Here is a 25,405-nt window from a genome sequence, read left to right on the forward strand (position 1 = left end):
ATTAAGAAAAAAAATATAAATTAGCAATTACATTTTTATTTTATTCATACATTAAAGGATTTTGAATTGAAAGTTACGTTTGAAAAAAAAGGCGTAGTAGGCATGTTGCATGCTGATGGCAGCCTTGATGCCAGTACAGCACAGCAGTTTGAAGTACTATGTATGGAGCATATAGATGAGATGGCTCTAAAAATTGTAATTAACTTTGAGAAAGTAAGTTACATAAGCTCTGCTGGTCTACGTTCTATCTTGATACTTATGAAAAAGGTTAAGATGAAGCAGGGAGAATTGGTTTTCGCAAACCTTTCCTCGACTGTGTATGACGTTTTTAAAATTTCCGGTTTCATTTCTATCCTGCGCATTGAAGATTCCTTGCAGGATGCCATTACCAGTTTAGAAGCTTAGTCTTTAAAGGCTCCTCTCATGAATGAAGAAAGCAAAATTGAACTTACTGAAGAAGTTTTTGAATCGCATATAGTTGTGCGCGTTTCAGGGCAATTAGATGTTACTTCCGGGAATGTGTTTGAGAAGTTTCTGACCACTCATATTCATTCAGAAAAAATAGCGGTTGTGATTGATATGCGCGGAGTGGAGTATTTAAGCTCTGCCGGTCTTCGCTCGTTGTTGCTGCTGGTTAAACAGAGCAGGCAGTACGGAACGCAGTTGTTCTTTTGTAATCTGTCTTCGTTTGTGAATGAAATATTTGAAGTATCGGGCTTTAGCTCCTTAATGACAGTTTTTCCGTCGTTGGGAGAAGCAGTGAGACAAGTTGGAATGTTACGGTAGTGCCAAATCAATTGGCTGCGTGCCAACAAAGTTTCACCCGGTAAGGAACGATTTTTTTGCTTTAAATGTGTTTTGTTTTGGTATGTTACAAAATGGCACGCTTCGTGCTTAATCTGAATTGCTGGTTGTAAACTAGTTAGGAGAAATATTCATATGGATATCGAATCATTAATCCAAGAGGTTGATTCACTGGAAGAGGAACTGTTCTCATTAAATACACAGCATGAGCAACTTTCCGAAATAATTGGTGAGTGTAAATTTAACTCTCTTGAAGAGGCGTTGGCAGCCGCTCCTGCGGAACTGAAAGAAGCAATGGAAAAAAGTATGCGCGAAATAGAGCGTGCGAGCGAAGAGGCTCAACAGGAAGTTGTGTCTACTGCTTCAGTAAAAGCACCAATGTCCCGTCGCGGCATGATGCGCATTTAGTTCTACTTTTTCAGATTAAGCAAAACAAAACAATTTGGAGCAAAAAATGAGTATGCAAGTTAATAGTGCAAATAGTCTTTCTGGAATCGGTACTGACGCAGCAGGTGGGCAGAGTTTAAGCAGAATGTTCGCAGAGCTGCAGATGTTGTGCTCAAATAATGCCAAGAGAAAAGCTACTGATTTAATGAATACCATTAAAGAAAAGCAGAACAAGCTAAAAACTGCGTATGCTGCAAAACAGGCTATGCAGAAAGCTCTCAGCAAAGCTGGTAAGAAAGGTTCTGTTGATATGCTTTCAGAGAAGTTTGTAAATGCTAAAGGCAATACGCGAACTGTAAAAGGCTTTCTTCAATACAACAAGCTTGGCGTTACTAAAACCGGAAAGCTTCATAAAGAAGATATTCAGGCATACATCGGACGTATTGATACATATATTCAAAGCCTTGGAACTGATACACAAACACAGATGATTCGTCTTCAGGACTACATGGGACAGTACAACAACCACCTGCAGGGTGCTAATAAAGCCATTAGCGATGGCAAACAGACATTAAACGCGATTCTGTCACGTTAGGAGGGACAATGTCTAATACAGTAGAAAATACAGCAGCCGCTGAAGGTCAAGATGCAGTAATTGCTAACGCCTTGAAAGCCGTTCTTGAAGACGGTGCAGTGATAGCAGATCTTCAAGGGGTAAGCGAAGAAGAAATGGAACAGACATATGCATTTGCATATGAAAAATATATGGCTGGTAACTACAGGGATGCATTTGATGTGTTTAAAACCCTGACGTTGCTGAATCACCTTGAGCCTCGTTTCTGGCTTGGCCTTGCAGGTTGCGCTCAGGAGCTTGAAGCATATGAAGTTGCAGCAGAAGCCTATGGAATGGCTGGCTTCCTTGAACCGGAAAATCCTATTCCTTCTTTGTTTGGTGGCATCGCCTTGTACAAGGTAGGTAATTTGGAAGCAGCTAAGCTTGCGTTGGAAGCAGGTGTAGGACTTGCAGAAGAAAGTAACAAGGATTTTGGTGCGTACGTCGTTCGTGCACAGGCTGTTCTTGAGCAAATGGAAGCTGGAGGTGAGTAGCTATGAGCGGTATGGCCAAAGTTACTAATACGAATGCGACGCTGTACGCAGCAGCAGTTGCATCAGCAGATGGTGAAAAGCTTGTTGGTAAAAAAGGTTCAACCAATGTTGACCGCCCTGTTTTATCAGACGGTGCAAAGGTTACGACTACTGCACCTCCATTGCCCACTCCGGTAAAAGGTTTGGCAGGGGTGAGCTTGCAGACTCTTATTGACGCTATTTCTGAAAAAACAAGACGTTCTGAAATTGCAGCTTCTATGGATCAGGTGAAGAGCAATGGTAAGCAGCGTATGGATATGCTCAATAAGCGCGTAAAGGAACTGGAAAAGGCAGCTGAGAAAGCTGAAAAAGACAGAAATATGTCTCCGTTTCTTAAAGCCCTCAAGTGGATTGGTATGATCCTTGGTGCAATTGTAGCAGCTGTTGCTGTTGTTGCAACAGGCGGTGCTGCAAGTGCAGTTCTTGCTGGTGTCGTAGCTGGTATCGCTCTTATTGACGGTATTGTCTCGGAGGCTTCGGGAGGAAAATACTCTTTGGGGGCTGGAGTTACCGAATTGCTAAAAGTTTGTGGTGTGCCTGACAATATCGCAAACCTGCTTGGGCCGATCCTTGTGGGGGTCGCAATGATTGCAGCCAGCATTGGTGGTGCAGCAGCAGGTGTTATTGCTTCTAAGGCAGTAGAAACATCAGCAAAAATTAGTGCAAAGGTTGCGCAAGCACTTCAAAATATTACGAAGTGGGCAAGCTTAGCACAGGGTGCATTAAGTGTTAGCTCCGGCGCAGCAGGAATCGCTAATACATGGAACAAGTATGAAGCTGCGTTGGCTAAAATAGCGACTATTAAAATTGATGCGTTGCTTGAACGTCTTAAAGCTGTTGATGAGCAGCAGATTGATCATATCAACAAAATGATGGAAGTCCTCAACGACAACGTAAAGGGTGTTAAAGGTATTGTAGAGAAAAGTAACGAGTCCATGCAGACCATTATGACCGGCGCACCGGCAATGGCATAGCATACGGTTACGTAACTCTACTATTCAATACATTACTTTTACAGGAGGTTCCTATGAGTGTTATCGATTCCGTTAATTCATACGTAAAACAAAATTACGCTGATCAATCAGCTCAATTTAATAAAGAAGTTACCGAATTCTTTGGCTCGTACAGCGCAAAGACTGGTAACTCTGCAGAAGCGCTGCAAAATAAGGCGCTGGAAATGTGCCGTACCGAGAAAGTGTCTTTCATGGAGGCGCTTGAGAGGCTTTCCGGTACATCGTTACCACCGGTGATGAAAGCCCATGTTTCTGGCTACACAAACAATAATTCTCTGAAAATGTCTCCTCCAGTTGCAGATGCGAATTTGCCTCCTGTCTGGAATGGCAACCTTGGTGCTGAACTTGCGGTTCTTATTACTAAGCTTGCTGAAGAACAGCGTATTGTTGCTAAAGAGTCAAAAATGGCGATGAGCAACATGATTGCTGACAATAAATTAGAGCAGGCAGATAAAGCACAAGCAGCAGCTCTTGCCAAAGCTATCTGCGGTATTGCCAGCGGAGTGCTGCAAATTGGTGGCGGTCTTGCGACAATGGGTATGGCCGCGCAGATGAAAAGCACTGGGTTGGATAGCAACGGTAATATGTCAGCACATAATATGAAGTTGAATGCGAAAATCCAAACTACAAGTCAGCTGACGAGCGGTACATCTTCTATCATTAATTCAACTGGTGAGTTTGTATCCTCTCATTTTGAGCATGGTCGTGCATCTCTTGATGCTGAAGCAACCAGAATGCAGGGGCAAAAGGAAGCAGTTGATTCCTTGATGCAGAGCATGAATGAGCTGAGACAAAAAGCTATGGAAACTCAGCGTACTTTGATGCAGGCAAATCTTGAAACCCAACGTCGCATTCTCGCGTAAGTTGAGGGCAGTGCGGTGAGTACAGCTTTACAAGATATGGTACGTGCGCTTGCTACCGAACATGACTGGGAAGTGGAGCAGAGTGCAGACCCCTCAGGATGCAAGGTGGCGATAGGTGAAAGCACAGTTGAACTATTCCGGCGGGGAATGTCTGATATAGTTTTTCTCCTCAAGATTACAGAGCTTCCTGATAATTCGTTTGAACGAAGCCCGTTGGTAGATAAACTATTGCAGGCAGCCTTGTTGAAAAAGAATGAGTTCAGCGGAACACTTTCTTTGGATGAGACAGCAGGTGCAATAGTCTACTCCTATATTTTGAGTACAGCGCATCTAAGTGAAAATATTTTAAAAAGCACTTTTGAATGGTTGCTCAATGAAGCGGATTATTTTAAAGCTCAATGCTTGCCGCAGGATACAGTAAGTCCATTTTCCTATGGACGTTAATTAGCCAATAAACCCTGCGTACAGACGTTGTTTGTACGCAGGGAATATCTTTATTTATACCGGTCTTATACCAAACTGAAAAATATGGTTGTGCACACGAGGGGTAGAATGGGGTGTCGTCTTTTTTTGCGCAGTATTCTCTGCGTAATACTGTTGCTTTTGCCGGTAACTGCTTTTTCTTCTGTATTTCAAGAACCTTTTACTCGCATTGTAAAAGGAGAAGATATTCAGAAGACGTTGACCGCATTTGCTCGTGAGCAAGGTTTTTCCGCAACATTATCTCCTTCAGTCTCTGGAAATATCTTTGGTGAATTCATTGAAGTAAGACCGGAGCAGTTTTTAGACGGCATCACAGCTGCGTATAATATTTTATGGTACGTCTATAATTCAAAAATTTACTTCTACACACAGGACGATCTTATCTCCGAGCGTATTGTTGTGCGCAAAGGGATGTTGCCTGCAGGGCAAGGGATTGTTGCTCCTCTAAAATCTTTTCTTGAAGAAAATACCTTTTTTTCTCTGTACATCAGGCCGACGCTTTCCCCAGCAGCGGACAGCATTTTTATTACTGCTCCGAAAGAATACATCGATGATCTTCGATTTGCTTTGGATAATGCTGCTCGCAATGCGCAGGAACGTACTGTCGTCCGCGTTTTTAAACTTCGTCATATTTGGGCTGATGATTTCACAATCAATACGAATAAAGGCTCAACAGTTATCCCTGGAGCTGCGAGTATTCTTCGTTCCATGGCGTCTGGTGATTCTTCTCAGGCAAAGGTACGGACAATCGATAACTCTTCAACAGTAGCACCGTTACTTGGACAAGGGTTGAATACCGGAGCCAAGGACGTTGCACCTGGGCAGCAGGAGGCGGCGAAACCGCAGCCGCAAGCCAAGCCTGACACTGCAAAGACGCTTGCTGAAAAAGGTATTGTAATTACAGCTGAACCGCGAATTAACGCTGTTATTATCCGTGACTATCCAACGAATATGGCCATGTACTCTGAGCTTATCAGGTCAATAGATATTCCACAGCGCCTTGTACAGATTCAGGCCATAATTGTAGACGTTAACGTCGATTTTTCCCGTGAATTGGGAGTGAACTGGAATATTACTACCGCGGGTGATCTTGCTCTTAAAGGTACCACGGGCTTTGTTCCCAAAATGGCTGGCGGTATGGATTTTTCCACAATTTTCACATCCGGCAAAAATAAGTTCATGGCTACAGTGCGTGCACTTGAAACAACAGGTGATAGTCGCGTGCTGGGACAGCCGTCCGTTCTGACTATGGAGAACATGCAGGCTACGCTGGAAAACACCCAGACCTTTTATGTACGTGTAGCAGGTGCGTATGCAACAGACTTGTACAATGTGAGCTCGGGGACCGTACTGCGTGTAACTCCTAGTATTGTAGAAGATCCTGCGTCAAAAGATGTTGATGGTATTCGAATTCTTGTCCACGTGAAAGACGGGCAGGGTAATTCTTCTGGTCAAACCACTACAGTAGATAAGCTGCCTGTTGTTAAAGAAACAACCATCAACACTCAGGCCGTAATTAACCCGGGACAGAGCCTTCTGCTTGGTGGCTACTACTACGAGACATCCCAAGTTCAAGATAGTGGGATACCGGGACTGAAAGATATACCGTATCTAAACCTTCTGTTCGGGTATCAGAAGACTGTCGTTAAACGTATGCAGCGTCTTATTCTGATCAGCCCGACGGTGATTGATCTGGATAAGATTAAAGATCAGACAAAAGATATTGATAAACTTGGCTTTGAGAAAAAAGTGAAAGACACGGATGTAATGGTTCCGCCGGAACAACAAAAAGGCGTCGTTCGAGGCGGCTGTGCAAGACGTGGTGCTAAGGCGAAAACGTCTTTACCTTCTTCAAAAGAGCTTGATGGCTCAGGCGCTATGCTTGGTTCATCTGTATCTGCCGTTACGGTAGATGCTGCTAACTCCGGTACATTGTAGGGATAAAGATAACTATGAATAGTACCGTGACGTTATCGGTTCTTTCCGGCTCAGCTTTGGGAGCAGAAATAGCGCTGCAGCAAGGTGTAAAAACATCAATTGGCTCTGGAGAAGATTGTGATTTTATCTTTTTTGATAGCACAATTTCTTTGAAGCATGCCGCAGTTGAAGTGCAGGAAGAAGGGACTGTTGTCGTATATCCTTTAGATGATTCTGTTCATTATTATGATGAACAAGGTGCAGAGTACACTGTTGAAGATGAACAAACGCCGCCGCTTGATGCCGGAACGCTGTTCAGAATTGGCGGGTTGTATTTTGCCTGCTTGAATCAGGATGGAGAGCAGTCAGCACAGGAATTGCTTTCGCGGCTGGCTTCTTCGGCATTTCGAATGCACTCTGGAATTTCTTCAGAATTTGCTGACCAGGTTAGGCAGGAAATTGTGCAGGAGCCTGCCCAGACAGAAGAGAGTGAATTTGCACCTACGCATTCCTCCGACCCTGCAACAACATCGGGAAAGGGTAGAAAAATTGTTTTAACGGTGGTTGTGCTCTGCTTACTGGGAATGCTTTCTGTCGGGGTTTCTACAGTGATGAAGCCTGCTGAGACAGTTCCGGAAGTGCAAAGTGCACTGGTGCAATTACAAGCGCTTACCCAAAGGCGTCCTTATGCACGTATCGAGATGGCTAAAACAGAGAATGGTGTCATCGTTATTTCAGGTAAGGTTGGCACATTTGCAGAGCTAGATGCACTGCGAAAAATGGTATCTGCCTATCCGTTTCCAACGTTGTTCAGAGTACGTGTACTTGAGCAACGTATAGAGGCCATGCAGCTGACGGCATCCCAGCTTGGGTACAATGTTAAGTTTACATTAGACCACGGTATTGTTGTGGGGACGGGCTATGTCCGCTCTGCAGATGAGTTGCAGGAGTTGAAGAAAGTTATTGCTGACAATTTTTCCAATATGGAGGCATTGGAATGGGATATTGCCAGTGCCAAAGATGTTGCCGCAGTGCTGAAAGAACTTTTGGCAAAGCATGAAGATCCTGATGGTCTGATTGCAAAATATGAAAAAGAGCGTGTTGTTTTGTCAGGTATATTAGGGGATTTTGATAGAGAGTGGGTAAGTGGCATGCCACTTGCTCTTAATAAAGCATTACAGATTCCTGTACCGGTTGAACTGCAGGTTCAGTTTGCAAAAGCTAAGGTGAAAAAACGGAAGCTTGTTTCCAGAAAGCCTGGCTTGATTACAAAAAATACAATTCAGCAGATAGGGGTAGGGTCAATGCCGTTTGTTCGTCTTAAGAACGGGCAGGTATTTTTCCTCGGAGGTAAAACCTCTGATGGTGCGACCATTACATCCATCTCTGCGAAAGAAATTGTACTTGATAAAAATGGTGAAAGAAAAACTATTGCTACTGAATAACGCAGGAGAACCATATGAAAGATCAGTGGTGTGATGAACTGCTTTCCGACCCGAGCGGTCATGGATTGAAAGTTGTCACAGACAAGATCGCTTCGATCCGCTTTGAAGTGAAGCGCGAAATGGACAAGGGACTGGCTCCTGATGAGTTTGAAGGCGCACAACGTCTTCTTCAGGCTCTGGAATCAGCAGATGAAATTGCAAATGGTTACTGGAACAACATGCACCAGTCATAGGTGAGATAAGGAGAAGAATATGTCTTTAGATATTAACACCATGTTCTCCCAGAATTTAGGGAAAATTGAAGACGCCGGAGCAACTCTGCAGAAAAAAATGCAGGACACTCTTAAGCAGGGGAAAATCAACCCGCAGAAGATGCTCGCATTGCAGTTTGAAATGGGCCAGTACAACAACCTCGTGCAGGCGACTTCAACCATGACAAAGTCTATTACAGACACAGCAAAGTCTGTAATCCAGCGCACAGGTTAGTCTGATGTTACAGGCAGACTCTAAACGAGTATTAAAGGACATTGCTTTTTTAGGCGCTCAGTCCGGATTCATTGCGCAGGCTCGTGATATCTTTTCTGCCCTTGGTGAAGAGGATGAAGCGTGTGCATTGGGGATGGCTCTTACCCACATTGGTGTAGGAGAATATGAGGCTGCCCACGAAAAGCTCCAGAAGCTTCTTGAAGCAAATTCAGAAAACTGGGATGCCGCTGCATTTAAGTGCATGGCATATGTTCTTGAAGAAAAACATAACGATGCCGCAGAACTTGGTAACAAAGTGCTTGCACATGCTCCGGAGAGCAGCGCAGCCACTATGGTTAAAGAAGTTGCTGCTGCTTCATCACTCTCTTTGAACAGCTAGCCTGAGTAAAGAGAGCATCGGGGATTTGATGTGGTAGATATTGCATCCATAGCTGTAAAGCTCACAGAACTTGTGTCCAGCACAGGAGGGACGGTTCCGTCCGGTTCTCCTGATCCGGCACTGGTTCGTGAATTTCAGGAAGCTCTGGCGGGGTCAGGAAATGAATCATCAGCATCTGGTGTTGAAGGGTTCGGGGAAAAGAGTACTGACTCGACTGGAGAGGAGCATTTCTACTCAGCATCGGGAGGTGAGGAAGTCGGCCGTACTTCACCTGCCGATGCCACAGACCCCTCTGCAATAAGGTTTGATGAACGCGTGGAAGGTGCGGGTACTGTTCAGGAACACACTGCTGTTGAGGGGAATCAGGCAGTGGAAAAGACACAGGATGTCTGGGATGTTCAGAGTAGATTATTACGTGCACAAACTGAACATGCTTCATTTGTCCAAAGTACTTCATCACCATTGCACGACGTAAAGAGTGCCCTTGCGCAGGCTATGTCAGATATGACAACGAAAGGTGCGTTAGCCCCGCAGGACTTATTACGTATTCAAAATTTAACCGGCATGCTGCAGCAGGAAATTTTACAGATGTCCCGAGTCAATAAGTCAGTTCAGGACACTGTGGCTTCAGTTACCAAAGCACAATAAAATAAAGACACACTTATGAGACAACAATCTATGCGGTTTTACTCCGGTATTGTCGTATTGCTGTTCTGCCTTCTTGCCACCGGATGTAACTCCACGTCGTTGTATTCCGGTCTGGGCGAAAAAGAAGCAAACGTAATGCTGAGCGTATTGCTGGAGCAGGGCTTCAAAGCAGAGAAAATATCTTCCGGCAAAAAAGGCTTTGCCATCACAGTGGGGCGAGATGAAGTTGTTGGTGCGCTGCGTGTGCTGGAATCTGAAAACCTGCCGCGTAAGAAATTTGAATCTCTGGGAACAGTCTTTTCCAGCGAGGGATTGATCAGCTCTCCGTTACAGGAAAAGGCTCGCTTTGCATATGCACTCTCGCAGGAGCTTTCAGAGACATGCAGCTCTATCGACGGTGTGCTTACCGCCCGAGTTCATGTGGTGCTCGAAGAAGCAAAAGAAATGGGTGAAAAGCCTGTTCCTGCTTCAGCAGCAGTCCTTATCCGGTATGTAAGTAGTTTTGATATTGAAAGCAGCGTGGTGCGGATTCGTAAACTGGTTGCGCAGAGTGTACCCGGTTTATCCTACGATAATGTCAGTGTGGCATTGTTCCCGATTCGCGAAGCTGTTTCACTTCCTGCACCCAAAAAGGATGTAGAGATTGCAGGTGTTGCTGTAAACCGCAATTCGATTTCTTCATTCTGGATGCTGCTCGCAGGAGGAATTGCCGGAGGAATACTGATCGGCTTTGCCGCGATGCTGGCACTTCGTAAGCGTACTCAGCAAAAAGAAGCTGCTGCTGAGAACGAGGAACGCTGATGACCGGCGGGGGATCTCTTTCCGGAGAAAGCTTTACCAGAATAGTTCGTTTTAACAGACCAGCCATAGAAGATATTCATACAGACCACATTCTTGATGTGTCTCTGGATGGCTGGGGAGAAGCGACCAGTCCTTACGTTCAGTCAGAAATGGCAAAATATCTGTTGGCGGTAACAGATGATCCTGCTCCAGAAGTTTTCCATAATTCTTTTGTAACTGCACAACAGCGGCTGGCGTTACTGGAAGGTGACGAGCTTGTTCGATTAGCGCTCCTTACCGGTCTTACGTTGTATGCAGGTCGTGTCTGTAAGGTTGTTCAACAACAGCAGGTCATAGAGCTCATCGAAACGTTTGGACGGGATGCACTGGTGTGTACGCATCGAAAACTTCGTTTCTTAAGTGGGAAAAGCGCGGAACTGATGACATCAGAGCCGGCATTCCAGAGGCTGACCGCAATGTTACCGGCTCCTGATGATGAGCAATATGCAGCAACTTTGTGCAATGCTGTGAATGCCGCAGGGATCGGGATTATAACCGTTTTTTTACGGATGCATCCGGAAGACGTTTACCACCGTATAGCGATACGGCTTCCACAGCTTTGGAAAGAAGCTGTTTCTGGTGATGCGGATGAATCGTCGGACTTGTACGTGCAAATGGTGCGTCAGGCAGGTGCGTTAGAGCTTTCCGAACAGCAAGTGCGGCGCTGCTGGGGGATGCTGATTCGGATAATGAAACAGGAGATGAGCCACGTATGGCAAAACCTTTTCGTATAGTACACAGCTCATTGAGTATTCCTTCTGATGTCAAAATTCTTCGTGCAGCGGAGTATGCATCGTTCCTTGAAGCTGAAGATATTCTGCAGGCTGCCAAGGATCGTGCAGAAGAAATTATTACGTCTTCGGAAGCAGCTTTTGAACAGGCAAGGCAGCGGGGGTATGAGGACGGTCTTGAAGAGGGCAAGCTGGAACACTCTGAAAAGATTATGGACACACTTTTTGAAAGCATTGCCTTTGTAGAGCGTCTTGAGCATGCCTCGGTAGAACTTGTACAGCATGCTGTGGACAAAGTGATTGCAGATATTCCGCCTGAAGAACGGATTGTTTCCATTGTAAAGAAAGGGCTGGGGCATATTCAGAATGAAAGTGCAGTGACCATTAAGGTCAGCCTTTCTGAGGTGGAGTATGTACAGAATGCCTTGACCGAGCTTGGAGCAACATTCCCGGCAATGACACTGGATATCCACGGGGATAAACGTCTGCAAGACGGTGACTGCCTGCTGGAGACTGTGATGGGCATTGTGGACTGCAAGCTCTCAACGCAGCTTAAAGCAATAAACAAGGCTCTCACTCGCAGAGTCGGGAAAGCATCGTAGCATGGCTTTTGATTACATTATCGACGCGATGCAGGAAGGTATTGCAAATTTGAATACGGTTGAAGTCCGTGGAAGGGTTGAGGCTGTTGTCGGAACTATTATCCATGCCGTTGTTCCGGGAGCCAAAGTTGGTGAGCTTTGTCTGCTGCGTAACCCTTGGGACAACTGGACTGTGTCTGCAGAAGTTGTGGGTATTTCCGGTACAACAGCGTTGCTGACCCCGCTGGGAAGTTTGCAGGGAGTTTCCACTGCAACAGAGGTTATCCACACAGGTCAGGTGCATTCGGTTTCCGTGGGACCTGACTTGCTGGGAAGAGTTCTTGACGGACTTGGACAACCATTGGACGGGAAGCCGGCGTTGAGTGGGGCAGAAACATACCCTGTATATGCTGAACCACCTAGCCCTATGGATCGTAAGATTATTGAAAAGCCAATTTCCTTGGGTTTGCGGGCACTGGATGGAATTCTCACCTGCGGTGAAGGTCAGCGAATGGGGATTTTCGCGGCAGCAGGTGGTGGTAAAAGTACCTTACTTGCATCACTGGTAAAAGGTGCGGATGTCGATGTTACCGTCTTGGCGCTGATTGGTGAACGTGGTCGTGAGGTTCGTGAGTTTATCGAGCACGATCTGGGGCCGGAAGGGCTGGCAAAAAGCGTCCTCGTTGTTTCAACCTCGGACAGGGCATCTATGGAGCGTCTTAAAGCGTCATATGTTGCCACTGCTATTGCAGAATATTTTAGAGATCAGGGGAAGCGCGTGCTGCTGCTCATGGACTCTGTAACACGATTTGGCAGGGCGCTGCGAGAAATCGGTCTGGCTGCGGGTGAGCCGCCTACACGGCGCGGGTATCCGCCATCAGTGTTTTCCAGTCTTCCTCAGCTTATGGAACGTGCCGGTAACTCGGATAAAGGCTCGATTACAGCTCTGTATACAGTGCTTGTGGAAGGGGATGACATGACAGAGCCGATAGCGGATGAAACCCGTTCGATTCTGGATGGTCATATTGTTCTTTCCAGAAAGCTTGCAGCGCAGAACCATTATCCTGCCATTGATATTTTGGCCAGCGTGAGTCGTGTGATGAACGCCATTGCCGAACCTGAGCACAAAGAAGCAGCGCAAGAATTGCGTAAGCTGCTTGCAAAATATGATGAAGTGGAATTGTTACTGCGCATCGGTGAATACCAGAAAGGGAATGATGCTGATGCAGACAGAGCTGTTGAGTCCATTGATGAATTGCGGAGCTTTTTGCAGCAGGGACTGGCAGAGTTTTCCACATTTGAAGAAACATTAGACGCGTTGAAAGCGGTTGTAGCTGCATAATTCGATATGCCTTCGTATCCTTTGGAAGATATTTTGCGGTTTCGTAACCAGCGGGCTGACGCAGCACAACGTCAGGCTCTGGTCGCACTTCGGGAAGAACTGCAAGCTGCTGACGAGCTGGAAGCAGCAAAAGAACGACTCGAAGAATACAAGCGATGGCGGGTTGAAGAAATTGAAAACCGCTATGCTGTGTTTTTACAAGAAGAGACCACAAAAAGCGGTATTGAGAGTTTTTATGAAGGGATTAAATCTCTGGAGCTTCGAGAATTGGAGCTGGGGGACGAAATACTCCGTGCCGAGAAAAAATTACAGGATGCCAAGGCATATACCCTGAAATGTAAGGAAGAGGCGATGCTGGCGCAGAAAGCTACCATGAAACTGGATTTGCATAAACAGGAATGGGTAGCTGAGGCACAGGAAAAAGCCCGTCAGGAAGAGGAAAAGGAGCTTGAAGAGCTGGCTTCCTCTTCACGGAAGTTATTCACTAAATAGGAGTTATTTCTATGGCTGTTACACCATCAGCTTCTTCTTCTTTCTCTGCACCAGCAGGGCAGGAATATAAACAGGCCGAGACAAAGGCCGGACAAGGCCGTGCTCAAGAGAGTGCACATAAAACTCAGACCACGAAGCAGGAAAAGATCACAGGTAACAATCGGTCTGCTGGAAAAGCATCCGGTATGGAAAAAGCGCCGAGTGGTGCCGCTGTGGATGAGTTTGTGGCTGCATTAAAAGGGAATAGCGACAAAGGCTCCGAGAAGGGTTCTGATCAGGGTGATAGTCGTAAACAGGACTCACCGTCAGATTTGTTTGCAGGCATGGGCGATGCAATTCTTTCTTCCCGCATGGGAGGGCAGCAGCCGCAGGTAGCAAACAACCAGATTCAAACTCCTCAAGGTGAAGCACAGGTGAAACTCACTTCAGAAATGCAGAATGTTGCGCAGCAGATTTTAGTCAGCGCTCCAAAGCATGGAGGACAGAGTGAAGTTATTATCCGTCTCGAGCATAGCTCATTGCCAGATACTGCTGTGAAGATTGCCTATGAACCGTCCGGCTTGGTTGTCAAATTTAATACACAGAACGTCAATGCTCACCAGACACTGGTTGAGAACCAGTTAGGGCTTAAAGAGCGGCTTGAAACGGATAACCCGGGAGTGCGGGTTGTGGTGAATGATCAGACAGCATCAGATGGCCGTTCCAAAGGGCTGCTGAACTTTGATCAGGAAGAGGATGAATAGATCTGTGTCAAATGAATTACGTAGCGCTGACGTTGCTGTATTGGCGATGCCGAAATGTTCGCATGCTCAAGCTCTTCTGTCGCATCGGATTGCGAAGGATGTAGTTTTTGCGTTGCCGGACATGCACTGTCTGGCTGATTTAAAAGGCATGGTGCGGTGTTCTGAGCCGGAAAAAGAGCCTGATGCTGCTTTGATTATGACTCTTCTGCTCGGTAGCGAGCGGGTTCAAGTTGCATGGCAGAGCATTGCATTATTTGCAGAGCAGGCTGGCACAACACATGGTGCAACCTTTTTAGACTTACCAGAACAGCTGCAGAATATCGCAGCAGCGCAAAGTGTTGAACCGTTATTGCAGATTCTCGGACAGGTAGTAGAACAGCCTGTTGTCGTGGAATCCATTGCTGTTGCCCAGCGTGGTGAAGCAGCAGGCGGTGAAGGTTTCGTTTCAGCCGAGATAGCAGAGCGTGCAGAAGTCTGTTCATGCATGCTCAGTATCCATCAGGAAGGAAAAGGGTGCCTTGCCGTTGCGCAGGTGACGTTTGCTGCTGATGGCGTTGCACACAATGCATTGCTTCACCTGCTTCCGCAGTCGCGGGTGGAAGAGGGAACGTCTCATGAGTTGCTCATGGAGATTTCCTGTATAGCCGGCTCGCAACGACTTACCCGTGATGAGATTGCAAGCCTTCGCAGTGGTGATGTGTTGCTTGGGGCAGGTAGTATTCAGGAAACGCAGAATGCGTTGTTCAGCCTGCGGGTAGGCACAACTCCGGTCGGAATGGCCGTAGAATGCGAACACGGGTTCGAAGTTGTTTCTTTTTCGCCGTATCCATTGGATGCAGCAGACAGTAGGGGAGAAGTTGAGATGGAAGAAGCTGTAGAGCTTGAGCATGAAATGGCAGAGCAGAGTGATGAGACGCTCGCAGACAGCATTGATACAAGCACATTGGAGCTTGAGGTTGTTTTTGAAGTAGCAAGAGCACATTTGCCGCTGGGGGAACTTGCTCAAGTGAGCAAAGGATACATTTTTACAACTGATACTTCTGTCGATGCCCCTATTTCCATCAAAGCTGGAAATAAAGAGATAGGTAAAGGCCGTCTGGTTTCTGTAGCAGATCGTGTCGGAATAGAAATTGTCGACGTTGCAGAATAGCCGTCAGTCTTTTTTACGATTCTAGTTTTTGGAGTTTGGTGTGGGAATACAAGCAATACAAATGCTGCCGCTCATTGTTATTTTGGGCTTGGCGCCTTTCGCAATTATGATGGGCAGCACGTATGTACGCATAGTTATCGTTTTTTCGCTTGTCCGTAACGCGCTGGGTATTCAGCAGATTCCACCGGGGATGGTCATCAACGGTCTTGCTGTGATTCTGAGTGTGTTCATTATGGCACCGGTAGGAAACTCTTGTTTGACCCTGCTGGATCAACAGAAGTTTGCGCCGAATATGCGGATGGAACAGTACATGGAAGTAGCCAAAAACGTTACTCCGCCGTTTGTAGAATTTTTGGATAAAAACAGTTCCCCGCGTATTAAGGCCAAGCTTGTTGCCACTGCCAAACGAATCTGGCCCAAGGATATGTTTGACTCTGTTAAGGAAACCTCTCTGTTTATTGTACTGCCTGCCTTTACATTGACGGAACTGACCAAGGCTTTTCAGATAGGTTTCTTGTTGTACTTACCGTTTATCGCGATTGACTTGATTATATCGAATATCCTTCTGGCAATGGGGATGATGATGGTGTCTCCGACAACTATCTCCCTGCCTTTTAAACTCTTGCTTTTCGTAGTGCTGGATGGATGGATGAAGATCAGTCAGGGGCTGATGATGGGCTATACTTTGTAGGAGTTGTTATGTCTATTTCTGTAAATGCAAATGTTGGACAACAGCATATAGATACCTCCCGCGCACCGGAAAGCGTGCGCACCAGCGGTACATTTATGGGGCGTACTGTTTCTGCGCCGAAAAATATGGCTTCTTTGGTTGCAGATGCAATGGAAGAGCTGACCGCTCATGTAGCCGAGACTAAATCACAGAAGCTGAACGAGCGTTCCAAGACTAAGCGTCAGGAAAGCAGACTGATTGACTCTGTTAAGAAATATCAGGAGCTGATTGATAAAGAAGAGTTTGCAGGTGAAGCCCGAAAGCTGAGCGTGTTTATCTCTCAAATGATGCAAAAGGCTTCCGGCGGTGCGCAATCCGCTGATGACGCATATGGTCAGATTCAGGAGTACCTGGGAAAAAGCGGCCGTGATGTTACAGAACAGTATGCACTGCTTGCAGAGGTACTCGAAACAGCGCCGCCTGACAGTGAACAGGCAAAGGTTGTTTCCTATGCGCTGCAGCAAATGGAAAGCAGACAGGGAGGCGCAATTGCTGCTGGACTCCATGCTGCATCTGAAGCTGCGGAATATGCAGAAATAGGGGACTCGCAACAGCTGCGTGATACCTACCGTTCCACGGTTCTGGATTTTGAGAACTCCCGTTCTGTATTCGATCAGTTGCTGCAGCAATACGGCGCTGAAAAGATTGATCAGGCTCTGGAATTTTTATTCGCAACCCTTGCACGGGATATTGATTCTGTATGCCCGACAATGGACAAGGCACGAATGGAAGTGTTCAGCACTGACATGAATAAAGTACGCGATATCGCATCACTCTATGGATTGTCAGGAAGACTGCTGGAACGCCTTGAGTCTGAACATAATGTTGCTCTTCCTCAAACTGAGGCAGGCAACAACGTGGCGCAGATGATGGATCGTTTTTTACAGATGATGGAACAAAAGTTCCCTGCACCGATGGATGTGCACGCAATAATGGATCCATTGAACATACCGGACACTACCCGCAAGGTTCTCTTCCTTCAGGATACGTTGAAGGAAACCAAGATGCTTCCTGTGAAGGTATTTGAATCGTTAGAGAGCAGAGATAAAATTCTCCAGCTTGTTCAGCAGGAATTAGATAGCGCCATTGAGCGGGAAGACGAGGAGTTAGGATACTAATGTTATTTGAATCAGTGATCAGCGAGTTCGGTAAGCGTATTGGAATGCCTGAATTAGCTCCACAGCAGGGTGAAGTTGTCCGCTTCACGTTTGATGAGACAGTTTCCGTAGCTATTGAGCGCTGTCAGCCGAGCGCAATGGCGCCGCTTTTTGGTGTATCCATCAGCATGGGACAGCAGGGCCCGACAGTTCAGTCCGACATCGATGCGCTCAACGAAAAAGCAATGCGTCTTGTGCACTACAGCACTCCTCAGCGTTTTCCTCTTACCTGCGGAAAAACAGGCAACGGTATGCTGGTCTTTTCCACACTGCTTTCAGAAGAAGAATGCACTGTGGATGTTCTTGAACACGCGCTGATGTATCTGGATGAAACACTGCGCAGCACCTTTGCAGCGTAACTTGTCAGGAGACTACTATGGGTACCGAAATTAAGCCGTTCATTACATTCAATCATGGTATCGAGCAGGTATCAGCAGCTGTTACTGCAAAATCTGAGATGCCGCAGGCTGCTAACGTTCCTCCGCAATTATCCACCTCGTTTCGCTCGTTGGAAGAGGTGTTCAAAAATAACGGTATTGAATCAGAAGTAGCATCGTTTTTGACACCGTCCGTGCCTGATCCGGCACTATTACTGCCTGAGAACTTCGGGCGGGAACTTCGTTCTGCATTGCAGCAAGTTTCCGGTCAGATTTCTTCAGAAGCAGAGCGTGGTCTTGCACAGGAACTTGATGAAGCTGTGAATAACCAGCAATTCTTACATATGTTTAAAAACTTAGTCGTATCCGGATAGGACTTGTATGGAACTTACTAAAGAGCAGCGGACTGTTATTGAAGTGCTTGGCTACACGTACTTGCGTGTAGGAGAGTTTGATAAGGCAGAGCGCATATTTAAAGGGCTTGAGGCCGTGTATCCTGATGATATGAAAAATAAACGGTACCTTGCCTATCTTTCAACAGTTAAAGGTGACGCTGCATCCGCTCTTTCGCTGCTTTCTGAATGTCTGGATACAGGCATGATGCGTTCATCGGATGCCCCTTTATTACTCATTCAGGCCAAAGCGCTGTGGAGTCTGGGACGTAAGGGTGAGAGCAAAGATATTTTTGACAGGTACCTGTTACTAATCGACCAACATTAATGTCCGGAAAAAGACATGTCTGTGCAACGCGTTGTTTCCAAAATAGTTAAGTATAACGATATCACGCTGGCATTCCTGCTTGTGGCGATCATCGGACTTATGATTATTCCGATGCCTACCTTTATTGTTGATGCCCTTATCGGCGTTAACATGGGCATCTCATTTCTGATGCTGATGATGGGACTTTATATTTCATCAGCACTGGATTTCTCTGTGTACCCGACCATGCTGCTTATCACGACGCTGTTCAGACTTGCGCTGAACATTACAACAACGCGTTTGATTCTTCTGAACGGGGATGCCGGGGAAATCGTATATACCTTCGGTAACTTTGTAGTGGAAGGTAACTTCATCGTTGGTGCCGTTGTCTTTCTTATTCTGACTATCGTGCAGTTTCTTGTTATCGCTAAAGGTTCAGAGCGTGTTGCTGAAGTAGGAGCACGATTTACCCTTGATGCGATGCCGGGCAAGCAGATGAGTATTGATGCTGACCTGCGCGCCGGTGTTATCTCTATGGAAGAAGCACAGGAACGTCGAAAAAGGGTAACAGACGAGAGTAAGTTGTTTGGTGCTATGGACGGTGCCATGAAGTTTGTTAAGGGTGACAGTATCGCCGGTATCATCATTACTATGGTGAACATTCTCGGCGGTATCATCATCGGTACAACGCAGCTTGGTATGAGTGCCGGTGACAGTATCCAGAAGTACGGCATCCTGACCATTGGTGACGGCCTTGTTTCATCTATTCCGTCGTTGCTCATTGCTATTTCAGCGGGTGTTATCATTACCCGCTCCGGTGATGAAGATTCAGACCACCTTGGCGGGGAAATCGGTCGCCAGATATTTGATAAGCCTAAAGCAATTTTGCTTGCAGGCTGTTTGCTGTGTCTGGTGGGGCTTATTCCCGGATTCCCGAAAATCCAGCTTTTTAGCCTTGGTGGTATTCTTGGGTCGTTCGGTTTCATTCTGATGAAGATGGTGAAGTCAGATGATGAGGAAGACGTAAACGGGGCACAGAGCTTAAAAGACACCATCGCACCTGCTGCAGGGAAACGAACCCCGCAGAAGAGCGGAGCCGACGATGCTAATGAAATTGCACTGACTGTTCCGCTACTGCTCGATATTTCAGAGTCTTTGGCAGACAGTCTCAACTACAAGCATCTTGATGATGAGTTGATTGCACTTAGACGCGCACTGTATTTTGATCTCGGTGTGCCATTCCCGGGGATTCATATCCGTCAGAACCCGAACTTGACTGAACTTCAGTATTCTTTGTTTATTCACGAAGTTCCTGTTTCCTCAGGAACACTTGAAAAGGGGAAACTGCTGGTTCTGGAAAGTCTGGAAAACCTCGATATGATGGGTGTCAGCTATACGCAGACAGACAATTTCCTGCCGGATACTCCGTCCATCTGGTGTGATACCAGTGTTGGCGGGTTGTTAGATAAATCCAATATTTCTTATATGGATCATTCCAAAATTATCTCGTTCCACCTTTCAACAGTACTTGCAAGGCACAGTTCTGAGTTTATTGGATTGCAGGAAACACGCTTTTTACTTGAAGAAGTGGAAAAACAATTTCCTGAGTTGGTGCGTGAAGCTTCTCGTCTTGTACCGGTTCAAAAGATTGCTGAAGTTTTGCAGCGTCTTGTACAGGAACAGGTTTCTGTGCGTAACATGCGTTCCATCCTTGAAACACTGGTGGAATGGGGGGCAAAGGAAAAAGATCCTATCATGCTTGTTGAATATGTACGCAGTAACCTGAAGCGTCAGTTAAGCTACATGTACAGCGGCGGTATGAACATGCTTGCTGCATACTTACTTGATCCTGGTCTGGAAGAGACTGTCCGTAAATCAATCAGGCAGACTTCAGGCGGTGCATTCCTTGCGCTCGATCCATCCACTTCTGCACAACTTATTGAAAATATGCGTGAAGTCATCGGTGATACAAAAAGTAAGTCACAAAAGTGTGTTCTGCTCGCTTCCATGGATATCAGACGATATGTCCGCAGGCTTATTGAGGGTGAGTTTTATTCACTTCCTGTTCTGTCGTATCAAGAACTGACACCGGAAATAACAGTGCAACCGATCGATAGAATCAAGTTGTAGGAGCAACGTTATGGGGTCACAAAGTGTTATTGATTTTGCAGCACAGGCATTATTGCTCGTACTGCAAATTTCCATGCCTCCAATTATTGTTGCTTCAATTGCCGGCGTATTGCTGAGCCTTGTGCAGGCTATTACCCAGATTCAGGAGCAGACATTAAGCTTTGGTATTAAGCTTATTTGCGTATGTGCCACGCTGTTTCTGGCTGCGGGTACTTTCGGCAAAGCTTTGTATGTGTATTCATTACAGATATTCGATTCTTTTAATATGATCGTCAGGTAGTGATTTATGTGGTACAACCTGAACGTTTGGCCTGACGGGAATATTTGTGTTTGAGTTCAGCTTTGATCCTGAAAGTCTGGAAAAGTATATTGTCTTATTCAGCCTCTGTGTACCGAGGTTGCTGATATTTTTTCAGGTAGCACCTTTTATGGGGGGAGTCGTCTTATCCGGCGTGTTGCGAAACGGAGTTGCTTTTACATTTGTTCCGTTTTTGTTCGTAACGCTTGCGCCGGAGTTTCATTCGCTCCCTGTGCATACTGGATACTACAAAATATTTTGGACTCTAGGACTGCTTGCAAAGGAAGTGGCTCTAGGGTTTGTTTTTGCGTACCTTTCGGGATTGTTTTTCTGGGCAATGCAAAGCGCAGGGCAGCTCATCGATAACCAGCGCGGTGCATCCATGGCGCAGGGGAGTGATCCGCTAAGCGGTGAGCAATCTTCCCCGTTGGCTTCGTTCTTTTTTCAGACTGTTGTGTACTTGTTTTTTACAAGCGGCGCATTTTTGCTGCTCGTAGAACTGTTGCTCAACAGCTATGTTGTCTGGTCTCCCATCCATTACTTTCCAGATGCGGCAGCACCTTCTTTGAGTTTGTTCTTCGTGAAGGTACTGGGGGAATTTATGGTGCTGGTGCTGCTGGTAGCGTCACCAATGGTTATCGTTTGTCTTCTTTCGGACGTGGGGCTTGGTTTGATCAACAGATTTGCACAGCAGTTGAACGTGTTTTCTTTGTCCATGGCAGTGAAGAGTTTCGCAGTCGCACTTTTGTTGGTGCTCTACTATTCAGTGTTTGTGCGGTTTGTGGGGACATCATTTTCTGAACTGATTTCTTTTATGAAAAACGTTCTTTTCTGGGATGCGGGACTATAGCTATGAGTGAAAAAACAGAACAACCCACGTCGAAGAAATTACGGGACGCACGTCAAAAGGGGAATGTTTGTAAAAGTCAGGAGATACCTTCAGCGGCAAGCGTAACAGGGGTCTTCTTTCTGCTGTGGTTCGGGGCGGACATGTTTTTTGAACAGTTTTCAGCATTATTCCAGCTTCCTGTTCTGTACATGAATCAGCCGTTTGAATTTGCAGTGCAAGTTGTGGGGCAAAAAGCATTATCAATTGTTGCAGTGCTTACTGCCATAGCCGTATCTGTAGCGGCTTTTTGCGGCGTGATCTCACAATTTGTTCAAGTGGGGGTATTGTTTTCGATGAAAGCGGCGACGCCGTCGCTTGATAAGTTGAATCCTAAGCAGTGGTTCACAAAAACCTTTTCAATCAAAAATGCAGTGGAGTTTTTAAAGTCCTTGATTAAAGTATTTGCAATTGGTGGGGTTATCTGGATGATTGTTGAAAAACACATGTCATCCTTACTGCTGGCAATTGAGTCCGGTGTCTCTATGCCATTGTCCATAGCGGCTGTTTTGGCAAAACAGTTTGTACAGTATCTGGTACCTGTATTTATTGTACTGGCTATTGGGGATTATTTGTTTCAGCGCTGGCAGTATACAAAAGGTCTTATGATGACCAAAGATGAAGTGAAACGTGAATATAAAGAATCTGAAGGGGATCCTCACATTAAAGGGCAGCGTAAGCAGCTGCATCAGGAGATGATTATGTCAGACACAGCAGCCAAAGTGCGGAAGGCAGATGTGTTGATTACAAACCCGACACACTATGCTGTTGCGGTTATGTATGACGAGGAAGACACACCGCTTCCAATGGTGCTTTGCAAGGGTGAAGGCGGATTAGCGCAACGTATGATTGATATTGCCAAGCAGGAAGATATTCCGATTATGCGCAATGTCTCTCTTGCACGTGGCCTGTACGCTGACAGTACAGAGGGCGCATATATTCCAAAGGAATATATTAAGCCAGTGGCAGAAGTGCTACGCTGGGTACACTCATTGTTATAGCTTTAGGTGCCAAATATATTAGCAAGTCTGGTATTTCTGTTGGCATTCAGTGCATGCAATCTCTTTGGAGGAAGCATGTTTTTTTGTGCCAATTATATTGAAATCACAAGTTTTTTTGTTAGAGGCACACCCTCTGCAATATTCTGTGTGAACGCGGAGCAAGAATTACCAAAGCGTGTACCGTAAGGAGCGGATGATGAAAATATTCAATAATCCTGTGGTGGCACACCCATCACAGGTTACCAATGTGCAAAAAAATCATGATACCCAGCAGACGTCAGGCGCTACTGGTTTACTGAATCGCTTCAAAGCAAACTTGCCACATATTCGCAGGCAGCAGGGACGACAGGAAGTTCCTCGAACAGACCTGACTGCTGTAAAGGCTGGTAGTGCGTCTCCACTTCGGACAAGTGTTCCGAAGGCACTGGGGGCAGGCACTGTTTCCATTCCAGTTCCACCAGATAACGTACACCAGCGTGTAGGTGTGTCTTCTTTGCCAAAAGGCGAGTTGCGTCACGTTGCAGGTCAAGTGCGTAAACAGCTGGGGAAAGGCTGGGAAAAGAGTGATGCCGGAAAGCAGTTGTTTTCAGAACTGGCAGGCAAAGCACTTGCTGAAAACGTACGTCGCGGCAGTGAAGTCTACCAGTCGATTATTGAGGGTGATGACACAGCTGCTACTGATTCGAACATTAAGAATTTGCTGTCGTTTCTTCATGCGCAGGGACAGACCAAGGCAGGAGCAACAGCCAGTTCTACACTGGTTATTGAAGACCCGAACCATCAACTGAAAGATTTTTTGGATAGCTCTGTTAAAGGCTACGCTCGTACATCTTCGTATGCCAAAGAATCTCAGGCAGAACATGGACATCGCGGTATTGATGTAAGTCTTCCCGGAGGAAAAGGGTCTCTCCTCTACGGTGCGCTTCATGACTCAACAGGAGCTGTCGGCGATCGTTTGTTGCTGAAAATGGAATCAAATGGCGCTGCTCTTTCTAAACTTTTTAATAGAAATGTGTCAGGTGAGCCAACGAGCCGTACTCTAAAATTTGCGGACATTGGCAAGCTTATTAAGCGTGGCTGGTCAAAGGTGTTTCATACTGGAACCACAGAGACAAAACGCGCAACTCTTCCAAAAGAACTGCGTAATGATTTTCAGCAACTCGGTATGAAAGCCCTGAAATACAGTCCTCATTTATGGAGAGCAATTACAGAGGAAAATCCGGCTCGAAGAGAAACCGCTGTAGGTATCAGCCGGATGTACCAAAACTGCAAAGCTGCTCTCGAAGGAATTGGCAGTGACGCTCGCATGGAAATGGGAGCACCGATGAAGGCTGATATTGAAGCCTTCATGCAAAAACTTTCTTCGCAGTATGACAATCTTGATATCCGCTTAGGCGATGAAATTGCGTTAAGCTCTGCTGAGTTGAAGCCTTTTGTCGGACTTACCGGAAATAACACGGGTGAGATAGGTAACTCTCTGGCGCAGCAGCTTAACGAACTGGCAGCGAAAGGAACGGTAACAACACACGATGTTACGTCCTTTATGAAGCTTATTACTGTGATGGAAGCAAGTGTTGTCATCAGACCTGATGATACCGGCGCTGCTGATACCTTTGACCGTATGCGGGATGTAATATCAGCACGGTTGAACAGCTTTGCAAAGGACAACGGTATCTCGCCGGAAGCTCTTAAAGCTGGTTTTGGTAAGTTATTAAAGTCAGACAGCATGAAAGCATTTATGGGCGACCTTAAAACAAGCCTTGATAATATGGATGCAGCTTCAAATGGCGTTGCTTTCCGTCTCTCTGCTGTTGCTGAGAGCCTTGGCTTTAGTCCTGAGGATATATTTGTTGGTGCAACAGGAGGCTTCCCGAATTTCGATAAGCAGATATCAGTCATTGATACGCTTAAGAGCGAAATGGGCGCCAAGTTTATGATGCGTGAGCTTCCTCTTGAACTTCTCGGTGCAAATGGTGTCGGCAATATGCAGAAATTGTCCGGTAATGAGTTTGCAACAGTAACTGACGAGGAGCACGGTGTTATTCTCCACAGGGCAGGGCGTAATGCTGCTGAATTGGTAGGAAAAAATACGCTCAGTCAAGGTGAGTATAATATTCAGGCTGAAGTTGAAAATGCACTTACTGAAGATCTGCAAACAACACCTGCGGAACTTTGGGAGCCGAAAGGCGTTACAGGTGAAGATCTTGCAGGAGTGTCTCTTGGCTTCATCAAAGATTTTATCCGTGACGGGATAAAGATTGATGCCAAAAAGTATCAGCCTGCTTCCAATTCTGATGAGGATGTTGCTGCTGCGTACCGTAAGGTGATCAAAATGCTTGATGGGCCAGAACGCGCACGCAAGATAACCCGCGTTGCGTTCCAGAATGTGCACGGCATTGCCCAGTCTTCATGGGTTGGGGTGGATAAGCCGCTAAGCGATGTGTACATGGATATGCTGCAACGTGCAGACCGTCCTGTTGCCGGTCTCATTTCCATTTCAACACAAGGTGATAAATACGGAATCACTGCCTCAATGGATCAACAGACAGATGACTTGTCGATGGTGCTTACCACTCGTTTCAGAGTCAGCTTTGCAGGAGAAGCAGAACATAATCCAGTAATTGAACGTGTCACAGCGGAAGCTGCGTTAGTCGATAGACCTCTTTAGGAGCAAGAA

31 protein-coding genes are annotated in these 25,405 nt (G+C 46.1%); all 31 read left to right on the plus strand.

The features are described 5' to 3' along the window. The first annotated feature begins 66 nt into the window (after nucleotides 1-66). The 31 genes from SP90_RS15000 to SP90_RS15150 all read left to right on the plus strand — a co-directional run bounded on the left by SP90_RS15000 (nucleotide 67) and on the right by SP90_RS15150 (nucleotide 25,396). Nucleotides 67-405: an STAS domain-containing protein gene (locus SP90_RS15000; protein WP_066858167.1), complete on the plus strand. Its 339-nt coding sequence runs from the start codon at nucleotides 67-69 to the stop codon at nucleotides 403-405. 18 nt (nucleotides 406-423) lie between these two features. Then, nucleotides 424-786, plus strand: a complete 363-nt coding sequence (locus SP90_RS15005; RefSeq protein ID WP_066858170.1) for an STAS domain-containing protein — start codon at nucleotides 424-426, stop codon at nucleotides 784-786. Nucleotides 787-939: 153 nt separating this feature from the next. Continuing rightward, nucleotides 940-1,212: a hypothetical protein gene (locus SP90_RS15010; protein ID WP_066858173.1), complete on the plus strand. Its 273-nt coding sequence runs from the start codon at nucleotides 940-942 to the stop codon at nucleotides 1,210-1,212. Nucleotides 1,213-1,258: 46 nt separating this feature from the next. Continuing rightward, the gene (locus tag SP90_RS15015; RefSeq protein WP_066858176.1) at nucleotides 1,259-1,786 is read left to right on the plus strand and encodes a hypothetical protein; all 528 of its coding nucleotides are present in this window, start codon (nucleotides 1,259-1,261) and stop codon (nucleotides 1,784-1,786) included. Nucleotides 1,787-1,794: 8 nt separating this feature from the next. Next, nucleotides 1,795-2,298: a SycD/LcrH family type III secretion system chaperone gene (locus SP90_RS15020; RefSeq protein ID WP_066858179.1), complete on the plus strand. Its 504-nt coding sequence runs from the start codon at nucleotides 1,795-1,797 to the stop codon at nucleotides 2,296-2,298. A gap of 2 nt (nucleotides 2,299-2,300) precedes the next feature. Continuing rightward, nucleotides 2,301-3,311 carry a type III secretion system translocon subunit SctE gene (gene sctE / locus SP90_RS15025; protein WP_066858182.1) on the plus strand — a complete coding sequence of 337 codons (1,011 nt, stop codon included), beginning with the start codon at nucleotides 2,301-2,303 and terminating at the stop codon, nucleotides 3,309-3,311. 53 nt (nucleotides 3,312-3,364) lie between these two features. Next, the gene (locus SP90_RS15030; RefSeq protein ID WP_066858185.1) at nucleotides 3,365-4,213 is read left to right on the plus strand and encodes a hypothetical protein; all 849 of its coding nucleotides are present in this window, start codon (nucleotides 3,365-3,367) and stop codon (nucleotides 4,211-4,213) included. Nucleotides 4,214-4,228: 15 nt separating this feature from the next. After that, the gene (locus tag SP90_RS15035; protein ID WP_066858188.1) at nucleotides 4,229-4,657 is read left to right on the plus strand and encodes a type III secretion system chaperone; all 429 of its coding nucleotides are present in this window, start codon (nucleotides 4,229-4,231) and stop codon (nucleotides 4,655-4,657) included. Nucleotides 4,658-4,765: 108 nt separating this feature from the next. Next, complete coding sequence (gene sctC, locus SP90_RS15040) at nucleotides 4,766-6,634, plus strand: type III secretion system outer membrane ring subunit SctC (RefSeq protein ID WP_066858191.1); 1,869 nt, start codon at nucleotides 4,766-4,768, stop codon at nucleotides 6,632-6,634. Nucleotides 6,635-6,648: 14 nt separating this feature from the next. Further along, nucleotides 6,649-8,058, plus strand: coding sequence for a type III secretion system inner membrane ring subunit SctD (sctD, locus tag SP90_RS15045; RefSeq protein WP_066858195.1), 1,410 nt, complete (start codon nucleotides 6,649-6,651; stop codon nucleotides 8,056-8,058). A 14-nt stretch (nucleotides 8,059-8,072) separates the two neighbouring features. Further along, on the plus strand, nucleotides 8,073-8,291 hold the full coding sequence (locus SP90_RS15050; protein ID WP_066858198.1) for an EscE/YscE/SsaE family type III secretion system needle protein co-chaperone: 219 nt from the start codon (nucleotides 8,073-8,075) through the stop codon (nucleotides 8,289-8,291). 19 nt (nucleotides 8,292-8,310) lie between these two features. Further along, entirely contained in the window at nucleotides 8,311-8,544 is a 234-nt protein-coding gene (locus SP90_RS15055; protein ID WP_066858200.1) for an EscF/YscF/HrpA family type III secretion system needle major subunit, read from the plus strand. A gap of 4 nt (nucleotides 8,545-8,548) precedes the next feature. Further along, a complete protein-coding gene (locus SP90_RS15060) occupies nucleotides 8,549-8,923 on the plus strand; it encodes a tetratricopeptide repeat protein (protein WP_066858203.1) in 375 nt (124 codons plus the stop codon). A gap of 30 nt (nucleotides 8,924-8,953) precedes the next feature. Beyond that, the gene (locus SP90_RS15065) at nucleotides 8,954-9,571 is read left to right on the plus strand and encodes a hypothetical protein (RefSeq protein WP_066858206.1); all 618 of its coding nucleotides are present in this window, start codon (nucleotides 8,954-8,956) and stop codon (nucleotides 9,569-9,571) included. Between the two features lie 15 nt (nucleotides 9,572-9,586). Beyond that, nucleotides 9,587-10,372: a type III secretion system inner membrane ring lipoprotein SctJ gene (gene sctJ / locus SP90_RS15070; RefSeq protein WP_082936484.1), complete on the plus strand. Its 786-nt coding sequence runs from the start codon at nucleotides 9,587-9,589 to the stop codon at nucleotides 10,370-10,372. After that, a complete protein-coding gene (locus tag SP90_RS15075) occupies nucleotides 10,372-11,145 on the plus strand; it encodes a SctK family type III secretion system sorting platform protein (protein ID WP_066858212.1) in 774 nt (257 codons plus the stop codon). The genes sctJ and SP90_RS15075 overlap by 1 nt, the downstream gene beginning before the upstream one ends. Then, nucleotides 11,124-11,744 carry an HrpE/YscL family type III secretion apparatus protein gene (locus SP90_RS15080; RefSeq protein ID WP_066858215.1) on the plus strand — a complete coding sequence of 207 codons (621 nt, stop codon included), beginning with the start codon at nucleotides 11,124-11,126 and terminating at the stop codon, nucleotides 11,742-11,744. The genes SP90_RS15075 and SP90_RS15080 overlap by 22 nt, the downstream gene beginning before the upstream one ends. A 1-nt stretch (nucleotide 11,745) precedes the next feature. Then, nucleotides 11,746-13,065, plus strand: coding sequence for a type III secretion system ATPase SctN (gene sctN / locus SP90_RS15085; protein ID WP_066858218.1), 1,320 nt, complete (start codon nucleotides 11,746-11,748; stop codon nucleotides 13,063-13,065). A 6-nt stretch (nucleotides 13,066-13,071) separates the two neighbouring features. Beyond that, entirely contained in the window at nucleotides 13,072-13,557 is a 486-nt protein-coding gene (gene sctO, locus SP90_RS15090) for a type III secretion system stalk subunit SctO (RefSeq protein ID WP_066858221.1), read from the plus strand. Nucleotides 13,558-13,568: 11 nt separating this feature from the next. Beyond that, entirely contained in the window at nucleotides 13,569-14,300 is a 732-nt protein-coding gene (locus SP90_RS15095; RefSeq protein ID WP_066858224.1) for a type III secretion HpaP family protein, read from the plus strand. Then, nucleotides 14,293-15,450, plus strand: a complete 1,158-nt coding sequence (locus SP90_RS15100; RefSeq protein ID WP_066858227.1) for a FliM/FliN family flagellar motor switch protein — start codon at nucleotides 14,293-14,295, stop codon at nucleotides 15,448-15,450. Before SP90_RS15095 ends, SP90_RS15100 begins: the two co-directional genes overlap by 8 nt. Before the next feature lie 61 nt (nucleotides 15,451-15,511). After that, on the plus strand, nucleotides 15,512-16,141 hold the full coding sequence (gene sctR / locus SP90_RS15105) for a type III secretion system export apparatus subunit SctR (RefSeq protein WP_066858295.1): 630 nt from the start codon (nucleotides 15,512-15,514) through the stop codon (nucleotides 16,139-16,141). An 8-nt stretch (nucleotides 16,142-16,149) separates the two neighbouring features. Continuing rightward, the gene (gene sctW, locus SP90_RS15110; protein WP_066858230.1) at nucleotides 16,150-17,298 is read left to right on the plus strand and encodes a type III secretion system gatekeeper subunit SctW; all 1,149 of its coding nucleotides are present in this window, start codon (nucleotides 16,150-16,152) and stop codon (nucleotides 17,296-17,298) included. Then, nucleotides 17,298-17,696 (plus strand): type III secretion system chaperone family protein, encoded by a 399-nt coding sequence (locus SP90_RS15115; RefSeq protein ID WP_066858233.1) that lies wholly within the window; start codon nucleotides 17,298-17,300, stop codon nucleotides 17,694-17,696. The genes sctW and SP90_RS15115 overlap by 1 nt, the downstream gene beginning before the upstream one ends. Before the next feature lie 17 nt (nucleotides 17,697-17,713). Continuing rightward, nucleotides 17,714-18,088, plus strand: a complete 375-nt coding sequence (sctX, locus tag SP90_RS15120) for a type III secretion apparatus assembly protein SctX (RefSeq protein WP_066858236.1) — start codon at nucleotides 17,714-17,716, stop codon at nucleotides 18,086-18,088. Between the two features lie 7 nt (nucleotides 18,089-18,095). After that, nucleotides 18,096-18,434 (plus strand): type III secretion apparatus assembly chaperone SctY, encoded by a 339-nt coding sequence (sctY, locus tag SP90_RS15125; protein ID WP_066858240.1) that lies wholly within the window; start codon nucleotides 18,096-18,098, stop codon nucleotides 18,432-18,434. A 15-nt stretch (nucleotides 18,435-18,449) separates the two neighbouring features. Next, nucleotides 18,450-20,543 (plus strand): type III secretion system export apparatus subunit SctV, encoded by a 2,094-nt coding sequence (gene sctV / locus SP90_RS15130; protein ID WP_066858244.1) that lies wholly within the window; start codon nucleotides 18,450-18,452, stop codon nucleotides 20,541-20,543. 10 nt (nucleotides 20,544-20,553) lie between these two features. Next, nucleotides 20,554-20,823: a type III secretion system export apparatus subunit SctS gene (gene sctS / locus SP90_RS15135; RefSeq protein WP_066858246.1), complete on the plus strand. Its 270-nt coding sequence runs from the start codon at nucleotides 20,554-20,556 to the stop codon at nucleotides 20,821-20,823. Nucleotides 20,824-20,869: 46 nt separating this feature from the next. Continuing rightward, on the plus strand, nucleotides 20,870-21,691 hold the full coding sequence (gene sctT / locus SP90_RS15140) for a type III secretion system export apparatus subunit SctT (RefSeq protein WP_066858249.1): 822 nt from the start codon (nucleotides 20,870-20,872) through the stop codon (nucleotides 21,689-21,691). Between the two features lie 2 nt (nucleotides 21,692-21,693). After that, nucleotides 21,694-22,728, plus strand: a complete 1,035-nt coding sequence (gene sctU / locus SP90_RS15145) for a type III secretion system export apparatus subunit SctU (RefSeq protein ID WP_066858252.1) — start codon at nucleotides 21,694-21,696, stop codon at nucleotides 22,726-22,728. 196 nt (nucleotides 22,729-22,924) lie between these two features. Further along, the gene (locus SP90_RS15150) at nucleotides 22,925-25,396 is read left to right on the plus strand and encodes a hypothetical protein (RefSeq protein WP_066858255.1); all 2,472 of its coding nucleotides are present in this window, start codon (nucleotides 22,925-22,927) and stop codon (nucleotides 25,394-25,396) included. Nucleotides 25,397-25,405: the final 9 nt, after the last annotated feature.

This window comes from Halodesulfovibrio spirochaetisodalis (genome assembly GCF_001672295.1).
GTDB classification, from domain to species: domain Bacteria; phylum Desulfobacterota; class Desulfovibrionia; order Desulfovibrionales; family Desulfovibrionaceae; genus Halodesulfovibrio; species Halodesulfovibrio spirochaetisodalis.